This is a genomic window from Thermococcus sp. 9N3, assembly GCF_012027685.1.
Taxonomy (GTDB): Archaea; Methanobacteriota_B; Thermococci; order Thermococcales; family Thermococcaceae; genus Thermococcus; species Thermococcus nautili.
In genome coordinates this window covers 989,615-1,004,937 of record NZ_SNUV01000001.1, presented here as the reverse complement: position 1 = coordinate 1,004,937, position 15,323 = coordinate 989,615, and the positions used below count along the sequence as shown (strand labels likewise).

10 protein-coding genes are annotated in these 15,323 nt (G+C 49.5%); 2 read left to right on the top strand and 8 right to left on the bottom strand.

All coding sequences use genetic code 11. The features are described 5' to 3' along the window. Positions 1 to 219: 219 nt before the first annotated feature. The 8 genes from E3E30_RS05580 to E3E30_RS05550 form a co-directional block, all read right to left on the bottom strand. Positions 220 to 1,626 carry a restriction endonuclease subunit S gene (locus E3E30_RS05580; RefSeq protein ID WP_167728689.1) on the bottom strand — a complete coding sequence of 469 codons (1,407 nt, stop codon included), beginning with the start codon at positions 1,624 to 1,626 and terminating at the stop codon, positions 220 to 222. Next, a complete protein-coding gene (locus tag E3E30_RS05575; protein WP_167728688.1) occupies positions 1,623 to 3,560 on the bottom strand; it encodes an N-6 DNA methylase in 1,938 nt (645 codons plus the stop codon). The genes E3E30_RS05580 and E3E30_RS05575 overlap by 4 nt, the downstream gene beginning before the upstream one ends. A gap of 85 nt (positions 3,561 to 3,645) precedes the next feature. Then, positions 3,646 to 6,021, bottom strand: coding sequence for a phosphoenolpyruvate synthase (ppsA, locus tag E3E30_RS05570; protein WP_167728687.1), 2,376 nt, complete (start codon positions 6,019 to 6,021; stop codon positions 3,646 to 3,648). A 132-nt stretch (positions 6,022 to 6,153) separates the two neighbouring features. Next, complete coding sequence (locus tag E3E30_RS11450; protein WP_346765900.1) at positions 6,154 to 6,825, bottom strand: hypothetical protein; 672 nt, start codon at positions 6,823 to 6,825, stop codon at positions 6,154 to 6,156. Positions 6,826 to 6,865: 40 nt separating this feature from the next. Then, positions 6,866 to 7,582 (bottom strand): glycosyltransferase family 39 protein, encoded by a 717-nt coding sequence (locus E3E30_RS11445; protein ID WP_346765899.1) that lies wholly within the window; start codon positions 7,580 to 7,582, stop codon positions 6,866 to 6,868. Continuing rightward, positions 7,575 to 8,627 (bottom strand): hypothetical protein, encoded by a 1,053-nt coding sequence (locus E3E30_RS05560; protein WP_167728686.1) that lies wholly within the window; start codon positions 8,625 to 8,627, stop codon positions 7,575 to 7,577. The genes E3E30_RS11445 and E3E30_RS05560 overlap by 8 nt, the downstream gene beginning before the upstream one ends. Then, positions 8,614 to 9,606, bottom strand: coding sequence for a hypothetical protein (locus E3E30_RS05555; RefSeq protein ID WP_042688801.1), 993 nt, complete (start codon positions 9,604 to 9,606; stop codon positions 8,614 to 8,616). Before E3E30_RS05555 ends, E3E30_RS05560 begins: the two co-directional genes overlap by 14 nt. Next, positions 9,603 to 10,277, bottom strand: coding sequence for a hypothetical protein (locus tag E3E30_RS05550; protein ID WP_167728685.1), 675 nt, complete (start codon positions 10,275 to 10,277; stop codon positions 9,603 to 9,605). The genes E3E30_RS05555 and E3E30_RS05550 overlap by 4 nt, the downstream gene beginning before the upstream one ends. Positions 10,278 to 10,489: 212 nt before the next feature. Between E3E30_RS05550 and E3E30_RS05545 the strand changes: the two genes are divergently transcribed. Further along, positions 10,490 to 14,947 carry a S8 family serine peptidase gene (locus E3E30_RS05545; RefSeq protein WP_167728684.1) on the top strand — a complete coding sequence of 1,486 codons (4,458 nt, stop codon included), beginning with the start codon at positions 10,490 to 10,492 and terminating at the stop codon, positions 14,945 to 14,947. Positions 14,948 to 14,988: 41 nt separating this feature from the next. Next, complete coding sequence (locus E3E30_RS05540) at positions 14,989 to 15,288, top strand: DUF424 domain-containing protein (RefSeq protein ID WP_167728683.1); 300 nt, start codon at positions 14,989 to 14,991, stop codon at positions 15,286 to 15,288. Positions 15,289 to 15,323: the final 35 nt, after the last annotated feature.

Genomic DNA, 15,323 nt, shown 5'->3' with positions numbered 1-15,323 from the left:
TGGGCCAAATTCAGGACGTAAGGCATACTCACAAAATTCAATAATCAGTTTCTTTTCAATATCTTCACTCCTAATCTCGACATCAAGGATATCGAAGAATTTGGAAAGATTTGGCTTTTTCTTACGGGACCACGAGGGATAATGGTTTTTGTTATCCAATTAGCACACCTCTAGCTTATCATTTTCGTTGAACAACTTTAAAAAAGGTAAAATCTAGCCTCAAAGTGAAACGCCACTGAGCTCTTCCAAGTGTCTTTCAAGCATTGAGACAGCTTCCTGTTCCAATAGGTTGGCCTTATCTTTGAGCTCGTAGGCTTCAATGACGAGGTTTCCAATTTTGTCTTGGGTTGATTTGTCTGGGAGGGGAAGTTTGATTTTTGTAATGTGGAATTCCTCTAGGTGCTTGATTACTCCCCCATACGTTTCTCTTATTATTTGGGCTTGTCCATAGACGCTCTGTAAAAAGATAACAAGATATCCGGGGTTTATGTCTTCTCTGGGTATTGTGTAGATGAAATCATCGCTAGCAGCCCAAGAGCTTATGTGTTCGGTTACTAACATGACTCTTCCTAGTGTGCCGCTTCTCGTAATAAGCAACATTCCCGGAGTTAACTGGTATTCTGGTTTTTCTGCTAACGGTTTCCACAAATATTTGATGTCGAAATATTTCACTAAAACGGAGTGAATAGGTAATAAAAATGGGACTCCCATCTCGGGTTTTACATAGATTCTTTTGAACCTTGGGGGGACATATGCCCTAGCGAGTATAGATTGCATCGGGACTATAGTTAAGTTAGATTTTGAAAGCTCATCGAGAACCTTTCGGACTAGAGGGATATGATACGATGCATCAAGCCTCAAATCAAGCTCACTCGCCTTAACTGTGAAGGCTTTGACTTTCCTTCCTAAGTCTCCTCCAAAGTATTCTACTGAATCTTCGTCAATTTCAGGAAGGCTGAGTTCAGTATAAAACAATTTCTCGGCCTCAAGAAGCTTGAGCTGTGCTTCCTCGCGCATTTTGTGAGCTTCAAGAATCCTGCTGTTCACTTTCTTCATGATGTCCTCATCTACGATTGGGATTGGGATATTGGCAACGTGGTGTGGTTCAATGTGCTTTATAGGGCCACCATAGTTTGTTTTAGTCAAAAACGCTTGTCCAATCCACGTGTTGAGGTAAGCATAGATGTATCCTAGGGAGCTTTTGTCCTTGGGTATGACTCTAATTAAATCGTGAGACATAACATAGGTTGAGAGTACTCTGTCGCTTATCCTAATTCTCCCAACACTTCCAGAGCACGTTATTAGTATCCAGTCTGGTTCAATCTTTAGGCCCTCGGGATAGTCTTTAATGAACTTTCTTGCTTTTAGGGGAAACAGAAATATCTCATTTGGCATTAGGTAGGGGTCGCCTTCATTTTTTGACACATAATTACGCCTAAACCTTGGTCTGTGGAATATTTTTTCACTAAAATCCTCAATTAAACCAATTGAAATCCCAGATTTTTTAAGTTCATCAATCAATATATGGGCCTTTAAACGCTCTCTACTGTAAAATTCTGCATCTAGCCTAAGCTCGCCAGAAAAAATGAATGCACTTGGGACACTAACCCACTTAACGTCGCTCATGGAGCGAGCCCCCTTGCCTTGGCCCACTTTTTAAAGAGTTCTGCGACTATTGGGAGGTCATCATCCTTTATTGGGTTCCCTCTTTCATCGAGGAGTATCTTTCCATCTGGTGTTGTTTTGTAAATATCATTGCCCCTCCTGTCGTGACCAACTTTTTCAGGAATCGCCATGAATATCTCGTACTCTTCCTCTCTTCCAACCTCGTGAGGATACTTCTTTTGAAGTATCAAAACACTGGTCTGAGTTCCGGTGTGAGGTTCAAACGTTTCTGTTGGCAGGTCTATACTTGCGATAATCCTTGCTTTTTGGAGTATCCACTTGCGGAGCCATGTAAGACCTGGGTTGCTTAGTATACTATCTGGAAGGACTATTCCTAAAATTCCGCCGGGTTTGAGGAACTGAAGTGTTCTCTCTATAAACAACTGTTCTGGTGGGAGTGAACTCCTGGGGCTGGTAGCTTCGAAGGTTGTTATCTCGTATTGAGACAAAATTTCTGGGTTGTCTATTGGGAGTTTGGAGCCAAATGGGGGGTTTGTTATCACAATGTCGAAACGGGAGATAGCACTTTCAATTTCTTCTGGCTTTTCAAGTGTTGCCAGGTATTTTCTGAACTTTTCTATGCTTCCGAACTTTTTGACATCCTCGGGAAATAGTGTTCTAAGAACTTCATCGCTCCACTTTGATGGGTGCTCCAGTGAATTAGCATGAACTATATTCGATGAGCCATCCCCATGCATAACCATGTTCATCTGAGCGGCTTTAACTAGGAGGGGATTGAAGTCTATGCCGAATAGGTTTGCTCTGGCGATTTCCGCAAGTGTGTCCCTTAGCAAGTCATAGCGGTAGCCTTTCGATTCAAGTAACTTTTTGAGATGGTGTATTATTGCTATTAGGAATCCTCCAGTGCCAACGGCTGGGTCGAGGATTCTCACCCCTCCGGGATTCATTATGTCCTCCTCTCTAAAGAGTGTCAGAATCATTTCTGCCGTCATTCTGCATACTGTGCGGGGAGTGAAGAATTCCCCTCTATCTCCTCTGAGATTTGAACCAACGATTTCTTCATATGCTTCCCCTTTGACATCAATGTCGGTATTAACGAGGCTGAAACGCTGGAGTTCGGATACAACATAGATGAGCACTCGGTCATTTAGTTTAAGTGATTCGTTTTCATCGAAGATATACTGGTATTTCCGTTTTACCTTTTCAAAAATCTCTTCAAGTCTATCCCTCACGTCTTTGGGGTCCTCATTTGGAAGAACGTAAAACTTAAGTGAAGGATTGAACTGCTCATCGTACACTTTGATAAAGATGAGTTTCAGCAATTCTTCAAATGCTTGGTCTTTAGGGAGGCCTTGATTTGCATGTATGTAATTGTGAATCCTCCTAAATACGCTCTTGAGATTAGTTGCAGGCCTTAGGGTTCCGTGGGTTGGTTTCGGGATAGTAGTCTCTCCTTTCTTTGGAATGTCTGGAATTTGGACAAGCTTTCTAATGCCCTTCTTTTTGATTACCTGATAAACTATCCTTTCACTTCCAACCCAAATACCAAATTTAGCATTCATACAGGCAGAAAGATAACTTTCAAGCTGGGCGATGCCTTCTTTCTTATCAGAGGGTTTGATGTCTTCTCTCTTTGCTTCGACTATAATGTAAATGTTCTCCTGTTTATGAGGCTTCCCTTCATAAAACACCACTAGGTCAGCTCTTTTCTTCGCTCGTCCCATCTTGATTGGAAACTCTACATCCATGTCTTGGGGTGAATATCCATAAACTTCAATAAGCTCTCTAGCTATCTCCTGCCTAACTCTCTCCTCAGGAGTGTCTTTTCGGAGCTTCCCAGTAACTACACATTTTATCTTTCCGGGGGGTATGCTCATCTCCTCCGTTTTAAGTGTAGTACCAAGAAGTGTCAGCTGTTTCTCCCTGCGTCCCACTAATAACCACCGTGCCCATATACCACTAAAGCAAATAAAAATCTAATGGTTGGCTAGAGCAAAATTTTAAGAAAAATGAGGGAAATCAGAAGTCAAGCTCGTCCTCATCCTCGAAGAGCCTCTTGCGAGCGGCCTCGAGGATGAGCTTCTGCTCCTCCTGGGCGACGGTCTTCCTGATGAGCTCGACCGCATCGGGGTTCGCGGAGATGCTGTCGATGCCGAGCCTGACGAGAATCCTGGCCATCTTCGGGTCACTGCCGGCCTGTCCGCAGATGCTGGTCTCGACGCCGTACTTCTTGGCGACCTTGATGACGTGCTTGATGAGCTTGAGAACGGCCGGGTGCTTCTCGTCGTAGAGGTAGGCAATCCTGTCGTTGTCCCTGTCGATGGCGAGGGTGTACTGGGTGAGGTCGTTGGTACCGAAGCTGACGAAGTCAAGGCCCTCCTTGATGAGGTCCTCGATGATGAGCGCGGCCGCGGGAACCTCGACCATGATTCCCCACTCGACGTCCTTGTGCGGCTCGAGGCCGACGCTCCTGGCTATCTCCTTGGCCTTCCTTATCTGCTCGGGGTTGGCAACGAGCGGGAGCATGACGCCGATGTTGTCGTAGCCCTCCTCGACGACCTTCTTGATGGCCTTGAACTCGGCCTTGAGGAGCTCGACCTGGTCAAGGCTCCTCCTGATTCCGCGCCAGCCGAGCATCGGGTTCCTCTCGTCCGGCTCGTCCTCTCCACCGGGCATCTCCTTGAACTCGTTGGTCGGGGCGTCGAGGGTCCTGTACCAGACCGGCCTCGGGTAGAAGGCAGCGGCAACGGTCCTGATGCCCTCGGCGAGCTTCTCGACGAGCTCCTCCTCCTTACCCTCCTTGATGAACTTGACCGGGTGCTGGCCGATGCTGAGTATCATGTGCTCGGCCCTGAGGAGTCCAACACCGTCGGCACCGGTGGCGGCGGCCCTCTCGGCGACCTCGGGCATTGAGACGTTGACCTTGACCTTGGTGGCGGTGACGAGCGGAGCACCGGCAACGACGACCTGTCCTCCAGCGGCCTTCTCTTCCTCCTTCTTCTCGACGAGGCTCTTGACTATGCCCTTGTAGACGACACCGCGGGTACCGTCGACGGTGACGTAGTCGCCGGTCTTGAGCTTCTTGGTGGCCTCCTTGGTACCGACGACGGCCGGGATACCGAGCTCCCTACTAACGATGGCCGCGTGGCTGGTCCTTCCACCCTCGTCGGTGATGATAGCGGAGGCCCTCTTCATGGCCGGAACCATGTCCGGGTTGGTCATGGTGGTGACGAGAACGTCGCCCTCCTTGACCTTGTCAATCTCGCTGGCGTCGAAGATGACGACGACCCTACCGGCGCCGATGCCCGGTGAGGCACCGAGACCCTTGAGTATGACCTCGGCCTCCTCAGTAACCTCGGCGCCCTCCTCGCTCTTGGCCTCCTTGAGTGTGGTAATCGGCCTGCTCTGGACGATGTAGAGCTTGCCGTCGTCCTTGTCGTAGGCCCACTCGATGTCCTGCGGCCAGCCGTAGTGCTCCTCAATCTTGGCACCGAGCTTGGCGACCTCGACAATCTGCTCGTCGGTGAGAACCTGCTTCTCAACCCACTCGGGGCCGAGGTACTCGGCGACCTTGACGTAGACGGTGCCCTTGCCGGTCTCGGGGTTCCTGACGACCATAACTTCTTTCTTGGCGATGAACTTCTCCTTTATCTTCCAGGTGCCCTTCTCGACGATGTACTCGTCTGGAGTAACGCTTCCGCTGACGACGGCCTCACCGAGGCCCCAGCTGGCGTTAATCATTATCTCGTTCCTGTCGTTGGTGACCGGGTTGGCGGTGAACATGACACCGCTCTTCTCGCTGTTGACCATCTTCTGGACGACGGCGCTGAGGTAAACCTTGCTGTGGTCGAAGCCCTGCTTGGCCCTGTAGAAGGTGGCCCTCGCGGTCCAGAGTGAGGCCCAGCACTTCTTGACCTTGTCTATAACGTCATCAACGCCGTAGACGTCGAGGTAGGTCTCCTGCTGGCCGGCGAAGGAAGCCTCCGGAAGGTCCTCAGCGGTGGCAGAAGAGCGAACGGCGACGTAAACGGCGTCCTTACCAAAGCGCTGGCTGAGCTTCTTGTAGGCGTCCTCAATCTCCTTGGCAATCTCCTCTGGCATGGGCATCTGAATTATCTTCTCCCTAATCTTGGCGGTGTTCTCCTGGAGCTGCTTGGAGTCGTCAACGTTGGTCTTGCTTATGATGTCCATAATCCACTCCTGAAGGGTCCTACCGTCCTCAACCTTAACGTTCTCGACGAAGTACTTGTAGGCCTCAGCGGTGACACAGAATCCGGGCGGGACGGGGATTCCCGCGTTGGTAAGCTCACCGAGGTTGGCACCCTTGCCTCCGACAAGGGGGACATCCTTCTTGCTGAGCTCCTCGAACCACCTTATAAACCTGTATTCGCTCATGGCGTTTCCCTCCGTTTAATTACTGCGGGTGATATATCGAAAGGTCGCTTTTAAAATTAACTATCCAGGCCTGTTCCTCAGTGTATAAGGTTGAAAAAGAGAGGGGATGTGCTCATTTGAAAATAGGGCGCCCTAATTCGCCCCGAGGTTCTTCCTTATAAAGATTTTGAACTTTCCGTTGTAGAACTCCTTGACGAGTTCGTAGTTTCCGCTCTTGAGGATGTTGAGGTACGTGTTCGGGTCCTTGTGGATAATCACATCGTAGTAGCCTTCGCTTATTTTCTTCTCGACGTCCTTGCGGTAGAGTATCATCTCAACCTTGGCGCCGGGGTAGTAGAAGCCGGCCATAGTGTAGAGATACGGTGACACCAAGAGCCTCTCACCGGGATAATGCTCGCTCGCGTACCTGAGCACATGGGAGTCGTACTTGCCGGTTATGTTCCACCTCTCCTTTAGAACGAACGCGTTTCCACCCACTGGGATGAGGAGGAGCAGGGCGAGACCTATTGTGATGGCCTTCTTCCACGGTTTTATCGGCCTTCCAGCGAGTTCAAGGGCTTTTTCAATCCCATCCACGATTAGGGAAACCCCCTCAACGGCGAGTATCCCCATCACCGGGGCGAGGAACGTTATGAAGCGCGTCTCCTTGTGGGTGACCGTCATTATCATGGCAAACCCGATGAGGGCCCAGCTTATCAGGAGCCATCCCTTTTCGTCCTGCTTCTGTCTTACAAGCCCCAAAACCACCAGAGCCGGAAGGACGTGGCCTATGTCCTTGAAGAGCCACTTCAGGAAGGTTGACACCGAGACCGGCCTGTCGGCGGTAACGACCCTGCTCGCTACCTCAAACGGCTTCAGCGCCCCCCCGTAGTGAAGGTGGCCCAGGTAGAGCCAGGGAACTCAGGGTGAGGAGGAGCAGGGCAAAGCCAATAAGGTACTCCCTCTTTTTGACCCAGTTCCAGTACTCGGTGAGCCAGAGGTAAGCGATGAAAACCGCTATTATTGAGAGCCCAGTGTAGCGCGTCAGTATCGCGAGGCCGGCCGAAACGAAGGCGAGATAAATCCTCGTGGGGTTTCCACTTTTTCTTCCGGTGTAGAGGAGGTAAATGGCCAGGGTGTAGAAGAACGTGAACTCGCTGTGGACGAGCTCTCTGGTTCCCATTGTGAAGGCAAGGGCGTTGAAGATGAAGAAGGCCGAGGCAAGGATTCCCTTGACGAACCTTTCAAAGAGCTCCAGGGTTAGCAGGTAAACCAAGACCGCCGTCAGGGCGAAGAAGACGGCCGATACGAGCCTTGCAACCCTTAGCTGGCTCAGGGGTTCGTGGACGAAGTGGTAGAACAACGAAAGGGTGTACGGGTAGAGCGGGGGACGGTACATCATGTAGGCTCCCTGGTAGGTGAAGCTCGTTGGATTGACCGCGAGGTTCCTCGCGATGTCAATGTAAAGCGCCCCGTCGTAGCTCAGGGTGTCCCAGGGTGGAAACGTGATGAGCTCTATGCCCAGGGCAAACAGGAAAACGATTCCCGGCAGGACCTTCCGGGTTAGGGTTCTCTTATCCATCTTCCTTCACCCCTGCAAGGTACGCCATCAGGAGGATTGCAACGAGGAACTGTCCCCCAATTCCAATGTCGAGGGCAAGGATTGCAACGGTGAGCGCGAAGGTTCCCGTGAATGGATTCTTCGAAGCCCTTCCCAGGGCGAGCCCGAGGATTAGGGCCTCAAGGAGTCCGAGAATCCCGAAGTCGTAAGCCGGCTGTCCAAAGAGCGTGTACGTGTATCCGACTTCCTTTCCAAAGAGCTCCCCCACGTAGCCGGTGGGGTCCGGGTTGAAGAGGAGCTCCCGGTTTCCGAGGGGCATTCCCAGGTGGAAGAGCCTCTCGTAGACTGTGTAGGAAGAGGCCGGTCTGTAGAGAAGGCTCCCGAGGAAGCCGAGCCTCCAAGTGGAGTACTCCCTCACCGTTACGTAGTGTCTCGCCAGGAACACCGCCAGGAGAAGGACGATACCAAGCAAAACCGCTTTCCTGTGTCTTTTAAGTTCCTCGATGGTCAATTTGTTGTCGTAGGCCAATCTGAGGGCGTATGCAGCCGCCACTCCTAACCCGACTGTTCTCGACGCGCTGATGAGCGCAATCGCCTCGCCAAGTACCAGAAGGCGAACGTCTGGAAAAACTGCTATTGTCCCAATGATTATGTCCCCCGCAACGAGAAACGGAACGCTTGCGCTCGTGTACCTCAGTTCCGGCTTTAACACTGGGATTCCCCATTTGATACACGCAAAGACCGCCAGGGAAACCGCTAAGAGCACCGCCGGAAGGACGGCTTTCCTCAGAAGGTTCCTCTTCAACGCAAAAAACAGAATCGCAAAGCTGACGAGTCCGCCGATAAAGTAGATGGGACCTAGAGGAACGAGAAGGATTAATGCTGGAAGAAAGGCCTCTCTCCTCAGCCTTGGTCCCAGGTTTTCTCCGATGAGGAGGAGGGAGAGAAAAAGGATGGCGTAGAGGGCCGGACCCACGTCTATCCCCTTGAAGTAGAGGACCTTTCCCAGCCACGCCATGCCAAGGTAAGTCCATGCGGTTAAAGCAAAGACCTCAGTGGGCTTCACGTTTTCTCATCACCTTCCATCCCTTGTAGACCGCGTAGGCACCGAGGAGGAAGAGGACGTAAACGGGGAGGTCAAGGATTCCGGTTTCAACCCCGACTATCCCATAGGCGAGCGTTGAATAGTAGAGGGCTCTGGTGGTTGGATGGGTGGCCTTCGAAACGGCCCCGTAGTAGAGCCCGAGGAGGAAGCCTTCTATTACGGCGAAGATTCCAAAGTCCAGGTACATTCCCCCCAGGAGCGTGGCCGTTATCGTTGCCCCAGTGTGAACGTAGAGGAACTTCGCTATGAGTCCCCTCGGGGAGTATCCCCCCCATATGTAGGAAGCCACTCCGGCCCACTGCAACTGTCCCCCATAAGTTCCGCTCCAGTCCCCGCGCCAGATTATTACGTCGAGGGCAGAGACCGTGCTCTGAAAGCGGACCCAGAGGCTCGATAGAGTGTTCCCCCTGAGGAACGTTATGAGCAGGAACAGTCCAGCGCCCCCGGCGAGAATTCCGGCGAGTTTTTTGACGTCGAGTTTTCCTTCCCCCTTGGCGCTCTCGTAATAGGCGGAGCCTATGGCTATTATTGAGACGAGGACTGGAGTTCTGTAGGCGTAGAGGGAAACCGCAACGGGGTAGAGGAGGGCGTACCTCTTTCCCCTGATGAAGAGGTAGACGCTGGCCGGGACACCGAGGAAGTAAGTCAATGCCGTCAGCCTCGGGTTGAGATGCGTCCTTATTGCCGGGTGCAGAAGGGGGATGTTTCCGAGCCTTATGACCTGATAGAGGATTATTCCTATCGCTATCCAGAACGCGTAATTCACGTACCTCTCGTCGATTTCAAAGCCCAGGTCCCTCCATTCAACTCTATCTCCCCGGCGTATTCCGAAGAGTATCGCCAGCGCAAAGACTAGGCTCACCGCGAGCGTCTTGGGCTCGGCGAGGCCTACTGCCACGTAGGTCATAAAGAGAACCGGCACGAGAGCCGGGAGTTTCATGGACCTCTCACCTCAACGAGCTTCAGGGGAAGGTTTCTTTCGTCGGAGTTAACGTAGAGAAGACCGTAGGTGTACACCGTATAGTTGCCGAGGTACTTGATTAGGTACTGAACCGGAACCATATTGGCGGTTATTATCGCGCCATTGGGGCCGAGGTGGTTTATCGTTATTGAGCCGTAGGTTTTGTAGTCCGCCATGTACTTCAGCTTGCCTATCTCTATTGGGGTTATCCCATCCCCGATGTAAATTTTCCCGGAGTAGCGGACGGAGTAGTACTGGTCGGGGAGTAGTTTTGAGAAAACCTCGGACCCCTTGCCCTCCATCGGGTCAACCCCGTAGAGGTACACTTTACCGTGGTAGACTATTCTGATGAGTTTTGCCTTTATGTCCTCTCGCGTTGCCTCGGGTCCGCCGACGGTATAAGTGGTTCCGTTCACGACTATGGAGATGGTAGAACCCCTCACGCTCAGGAGGTTGCCCTCGATGGTCTTCCCGTCAACGGTTTCAACGATTATTGTCACGTTGAAGCCCCTCACGAGAAGGCCGTATGCGTGGTTCGCGGACTCGTATATCTCTCCTCCCTGGTAGTGTTGAACTTGGGAATTCAGGATGAACCCCCCAAGGGCGAGTCCAATCAGGATTACAGCAATGTGGTTTGCCTTTATTTTCATCGTGACTCACCGGCTTTCATTATAGTGCATTAGTTTGCTTTTTGATTCACCGTTAGGTTAAAAATCTTTTCTGTAGTTGGAACAAGGTGTCAAGAGAATACTTCGATACTCAACGTTGTCCTTTCCGGCGTTTTCGAGCGCACCCCAGTCGAAATATTTATATCTGGGCGCCAAGTAGAGGATGTTGAAGTAACTCCTTGGGAGGTGTTGGAATGAATAGAAAGGTGTTGAGTCTTTTAATCGTGGTAGTAATGACCCTCGCAATAGTACCAGTAGGTCTCTCTGCAACGTATGTCCCCACGGCAACTTCAAAGCAACTCTCAACATCTGTTTCGGGTACTAACGTTCAGATTAAGCCGCTTCCCGCAACTAAGCCTCTGACATCGGTTGCTATGATGCTAAATTCAATCCAGATGAATGCCATCAAAAACAACAAAAGCAGTGTTCGTTTAATTATTGCTCCCCAACCAGGTAAGTCCATGGAAGTGCTGGAGGCACTTAAAAAACTTGGGGAAATAAGCCCTCTCAGTAAACCGGAGTACAACTTTATAGTTGTTACTGTACCCCTTTCTAAACTTGGCGATATTAAGAAGATTCCCGGTATTCTCCGTGTGTGGGAGGACCGCAGGGTTTCACTTCCGTTACCACCCCATTTTGGGACCTTTAGTGGGCCTATCAGGAATATCCCAATGGCCCTTGGCTCTTCACCGTACTTGTCCCTCTATGATTGGGATATGGAAGTAATCAATGCTCCTGAGGCACGGGCTCTTTATAATGTAGATGGTAGTGGTGCAGTGGTTGCAGTTATAGACACTGGCGCTGATCCTGGTCAGCCATTCCTTCAAACTACACCGGATGGAAGAAGGAAAATTATTCGTTGGATTGACACAACTGGGGAGGGGCTTGTTAGTGTTCCATATAACTTCACTAATTCTAGCATTATAAATGGGACAGTCACGATTACACTGACTAACGTTTCTATAGACTGGGGAGACTATGCTACATCATTGGTACGGGACCCCGAAACAAGAAAATTTGTTGGTAGAGAAAGTCAAGAGACTACATTAGGAACTGTTCACTTGACTCTTAGGATACCACCCGAAATCAAGTCCTCAAATGGCATCTATCGGTTTGGCTTCCTACCTGAGAGGTACTTTGACCTAAACTTTGACAATAATCTTGATGAGATTTATTTTGTTCTTCTTGTTAATAGTTCAACGGAATATGATACAGCGTATTTATACCCAATTCCATTACCGGTAAATACAACTAATGCAAGTTTGTCTATTGTGGTTGATTATCTTACCAAGGCCAGAATAGCCGGATTACAGGGTGACTATGCAGGGTATCTAGCTAACTATTCAATGGCTGTTAAAGAGTTCGTCTCAAGAGTCTCAGTACCTAATGGCGGTAGTTATAATTTCACAGTAGATCTCTCAAGGGCCATTAGACTTAAGCCATTTGACGTTGAAAGTGACTATGCGTCACTTGGCTCGGGTAATAGTGGATACTCCATTGTCAAATTAGAAGTAGGTTACCTAACCACAATGGACGTTGCATTAGGGTACACCAATATAGTTGTGTCCTATATAACCCCAGATGGCACTGAAATTTGCTTTGGATGGGATGGTGGAGAACATGGAACTCACGTAAGCGGAACCATAGCGGGATATGGAGAGCCTAATCCACATTATCCCTGGCCGTTCAATGAGACTGGTATGGTGGGAGTTGCACCAGGGGCACAATTAATGGAGTATAGAGCATTATCAAGTATCGGTTATGGAAGTGACTCCTGGATAATAGCAAGTATGATAGATGCTGCTACTAGTGGTGCAGATATTATTAGTATGAGCTTAGGAGGGAACTATGACTATAACGATGGTACTGAAAGCCCTGAGAACTACTATGTTGATTATCTCACTTATAAGTTCAACGTTACGTTCGTAATCGCTGCAGGAAACGAAGGTCCTGCTATGAACACTGTGGGGTCTCCTGGGGACTCAAGGTTTGCAATAACTGTTGGTGCATATGTTGATCCAGAACCATGGAAGTACTTTAGCGAAGGTCCTAATGTTCCCCCACAAGTTACAGATTTCTCTTCGCGTGGTCCAAGAATGGATGGACTCAACGATCCGGATGTTATAGCACCTGGTCAGTTTGTGTTCTCATTACTGCCAGTATACACTTATGGGGAATCTGGAAGTTGGGCATCTGATTGGTGGCCTGGTACATCAATGGCAACTCCTCACGTTAGCGGAGTGGCAGCTCTCTTAGTTAGCTATGCAAGGAAAAAGGGGATACCTATAGATCCATTTAAGATAAAAGAGGCAATAGAGTTTTCAGCAAAGCCTATACCTGGTTATAACCTCAATGAGCAGGGCTTTGGATTAGTTCAGGCGGATGCAGCTATAAAACTCCTTTCAGAGATTGCCAAGGATAAGACTTCATTGCTTTACATAGGTACGCCATACAGTGACCTAAAGACCCAATTACATGATAACTGGTTACCTGTCGGGGAAGAATTCATTAATTACGAGTACAACATACCTTATCTCTACGGTGGGATATATATAAGGAATTCTAGAGTTGCTACTGTTCCCGTAAAGATATATGCCTTAAAGTATCAGGGAACTCTCACCATTAGAAGTAGCGTACCTTGGGCTATACCCTCGGTAAGTAAGATTTCACTGAGGTCCGGCGAAAACACTACCTTCTACGTTACAATTGACTACTCAAAACTGGCTACTCCGGGCATTTATACAGGCATAATATACATTGATGATCCAAGTACGACATACATTGAGGGATATATTCCAGTGACTATATTCGTACCTGAGGCACCACAGGGTGGAATAGTTAGAATAAACGATACATATAAGGACATTGGAGACAATGTTCACCGCTATTTATTCAAAGTTCCAGAGAACACACAGAGAATGATTATTAACATAAGTACTGACTCGGGGAACTATCTATGGATGCAGCTGGTTCCACCAACTGGAACTCACATCCTTAATGCTCTTGGTTACGGTGGCTTTGGACTGAGAAACAGAGTTATTAAAATTGATAATCCAATGCCTGGAACTTGGGAGTTAATAATATGGAACGCAAGAGAATATAACACTGGATTACAGTTCCATTCAAACATTACAATTCACTTTTACGGATTGACTGCGAATCCGAGCACTGTATACGTTGATTCCAAGATTAATAGCACAGCAAAGGCCAGTGTTGTCTTTGAAAATTCTTTGGACTCATTGAATGTGAGCTTTAAGACTACAACTAATACAACTCTCTACTATGGGGACCTATGGTATACAAATGGTGTCCTCAATGGATATACCTATGAGTTCTACATCGACAGTTACTACAACCCGGATATCTTCAAAGATGCCGTTTACTTAGAAGTTACTGTGCTACCTGAGAGACCACTCCAGGACATCTATGTTGAAGCGGGATATGGCCTTGGCACTGATTATCCCACAATATTATCGACATCCGGAGGAACTCTCCAGATACCCCTCCTAAATAATAGTCTCCCGGCATATCTATACATAGGGTCTGATGATCCTGCATACGTGTTATTGACAGTGATTTACAAGAACTCCACTAGGAATATAGTGAAAGTTGTTAATCCGGGACCAGCAAAGATTATGTACGGCGACATTTACAATGTACATCTCCAAGTGAATACTAGCAGTAGTGGCACGTACATTGGAGCTCTCTACGCAACCGGTAGTGACGGAGCCCTATTGTCAGTTGTACCTGTTTTTGTCCAAGTAGGTATGCCCACCATGTTCGCAGTACTCTACGGCAAGGCAGAGCTTGGAAAGCCCTCGAACCTCAAGCTTGTCCTCTTTGACGCCAAGACCCTCAAGCCGATATCTGGAGCCGCCACCGTCTACATAAATGGCAATGAGTACCTTGCGGTCGACGGTGTTGTCGACTTTACCATGATTCCGACCTCCTCCGAGGAGGAGCTTAACGTTAAGGTTGTCTCCCCGAACTACCAGGACCTCCAGACGACCTTGACGCTCCACGTCTCAGAGCCCGTCACCAAGCCAGTTTACAGCTACGACGAGGTCAATGCCACCGTTGCCCTTGGACAGGCTGTTATAGTCAACATCACAAGGAAACCTGGCGAGGTCGACGTGATCGCTGATGGACCGCATGGCACCAACGCCACCATTACCGTCATCCTTCCGGAGGACGCCTACAACGTCCGGGTCACCGGTGCCGATGTCCTTGGCTGGCATGTCGTTAAGGGCAAGAACGCCGTCTACGTAGTGGTCACCGTCGTCTTCAACTCCCCAGCGGAGTTTACCGTTACATATCTCGAGACCACCCCGACCTCAACGGGCACAACTATAATCCCCTTCATGTCACTGAACTACCTCTACTACCACTACATCCAGACCAAGAACGTCACTTTCCAGGAGCTCTACCAGAAGGCCCTCCAGGAGGGTGTCAATGAGACCCTTCTCCAGCAGGCTATGGTATACTACAACCAGTCTATGGCCGAGTACAAGACGGCCGAGGACATCGCTGGCGGCTTCATCCTCGGAAACCTCGGCGACTTCAGGCTCTTCATCCACCTCAGGAAGTCCTACGCCGACCTCAAGAAGGCTATCAGACTGCTTCAGGAAGCCCTGGAAGCCCAGGGTAGCTAAACCCTTTTAACCTCTTTTCTCCCTTTTCTCCCGGTGGTGAAATGATATACGTCAAGGTTTACCGCGTTCAGGGAGAGGTTCTCCTCGCGGCGTGCGACGAGGAACTAATCGGAAAGACCTTCCGCGAGGGTGAGCTCAAGCTCGAGGTCAAGGAGCGCTTTTACAAGGGCGAACTCGTTGAGGAGGAGAGGCTCAAGGAGCTCCTTGACGAGGCAACGATAGCTAACTTAACCGGGGAGCGCTGTGTCGCCAAGGCAATCGAGCTCGGCTACGTTGACCCGGACAGGGTTCTCAGGATTCAGGGCGTCCCCCACGCGCAGATGGCGAAGCTCCTCTTCTGAGACTTTTTAAACCCTCAACCCAACTTGAAACGGGT

Coding starts and splice junctions, on each gene's coding strand:
- E3E30_RS05580 (WP_167728689.1), bottom strand. CDS start 1,626: ATGAGCGACGTTAAGTGGGTTAGTGTCCCAAGTGCATTCATTTTTTCT.
- ppsA (WP_167728687.1), bottom strand. CDS start 6,021: ATGAGCGAATACAGGTTTATAAGGTGGTTCGAGGAGCTCAGCAAGAAG.
- E3E30_RS11445 (WP_346765899.1), bottom strand. CDS start 7,582: ATGGATAAGAGAACCCTAACCCGGAAGGTCCTGCCGGGAATCGTTTTC.
- E3E30_RS05555 (WP_042688801.1), bottom strand. CDS start 9,606: ATGAAACTCCCGGCTCTCGTGCCGGTTCTCTTTATGACCTACGTGGCA.
- E3E30_RS05550 (WP_167728685.1), bottom strand. CDS start 10,277: ATGAAAATAAAGGCAAACCACATTGCTGTAATCCTGATTGGACTCGCC.
- E3E30_RS05545 (WP_167728684.1), top strand. CDS start 10,490: ATGAATAGAAAGGTGTTGAGTCTTTTAATCGTGGTAGTAATGACCCTC.
- E3E30_RS05540 (WP_167728683.1), top strand. CDS start 14,989: ATGATATACGTCAAGGTTTACCGCGTTCAGGGAGAGGTTCTCCTCGCG.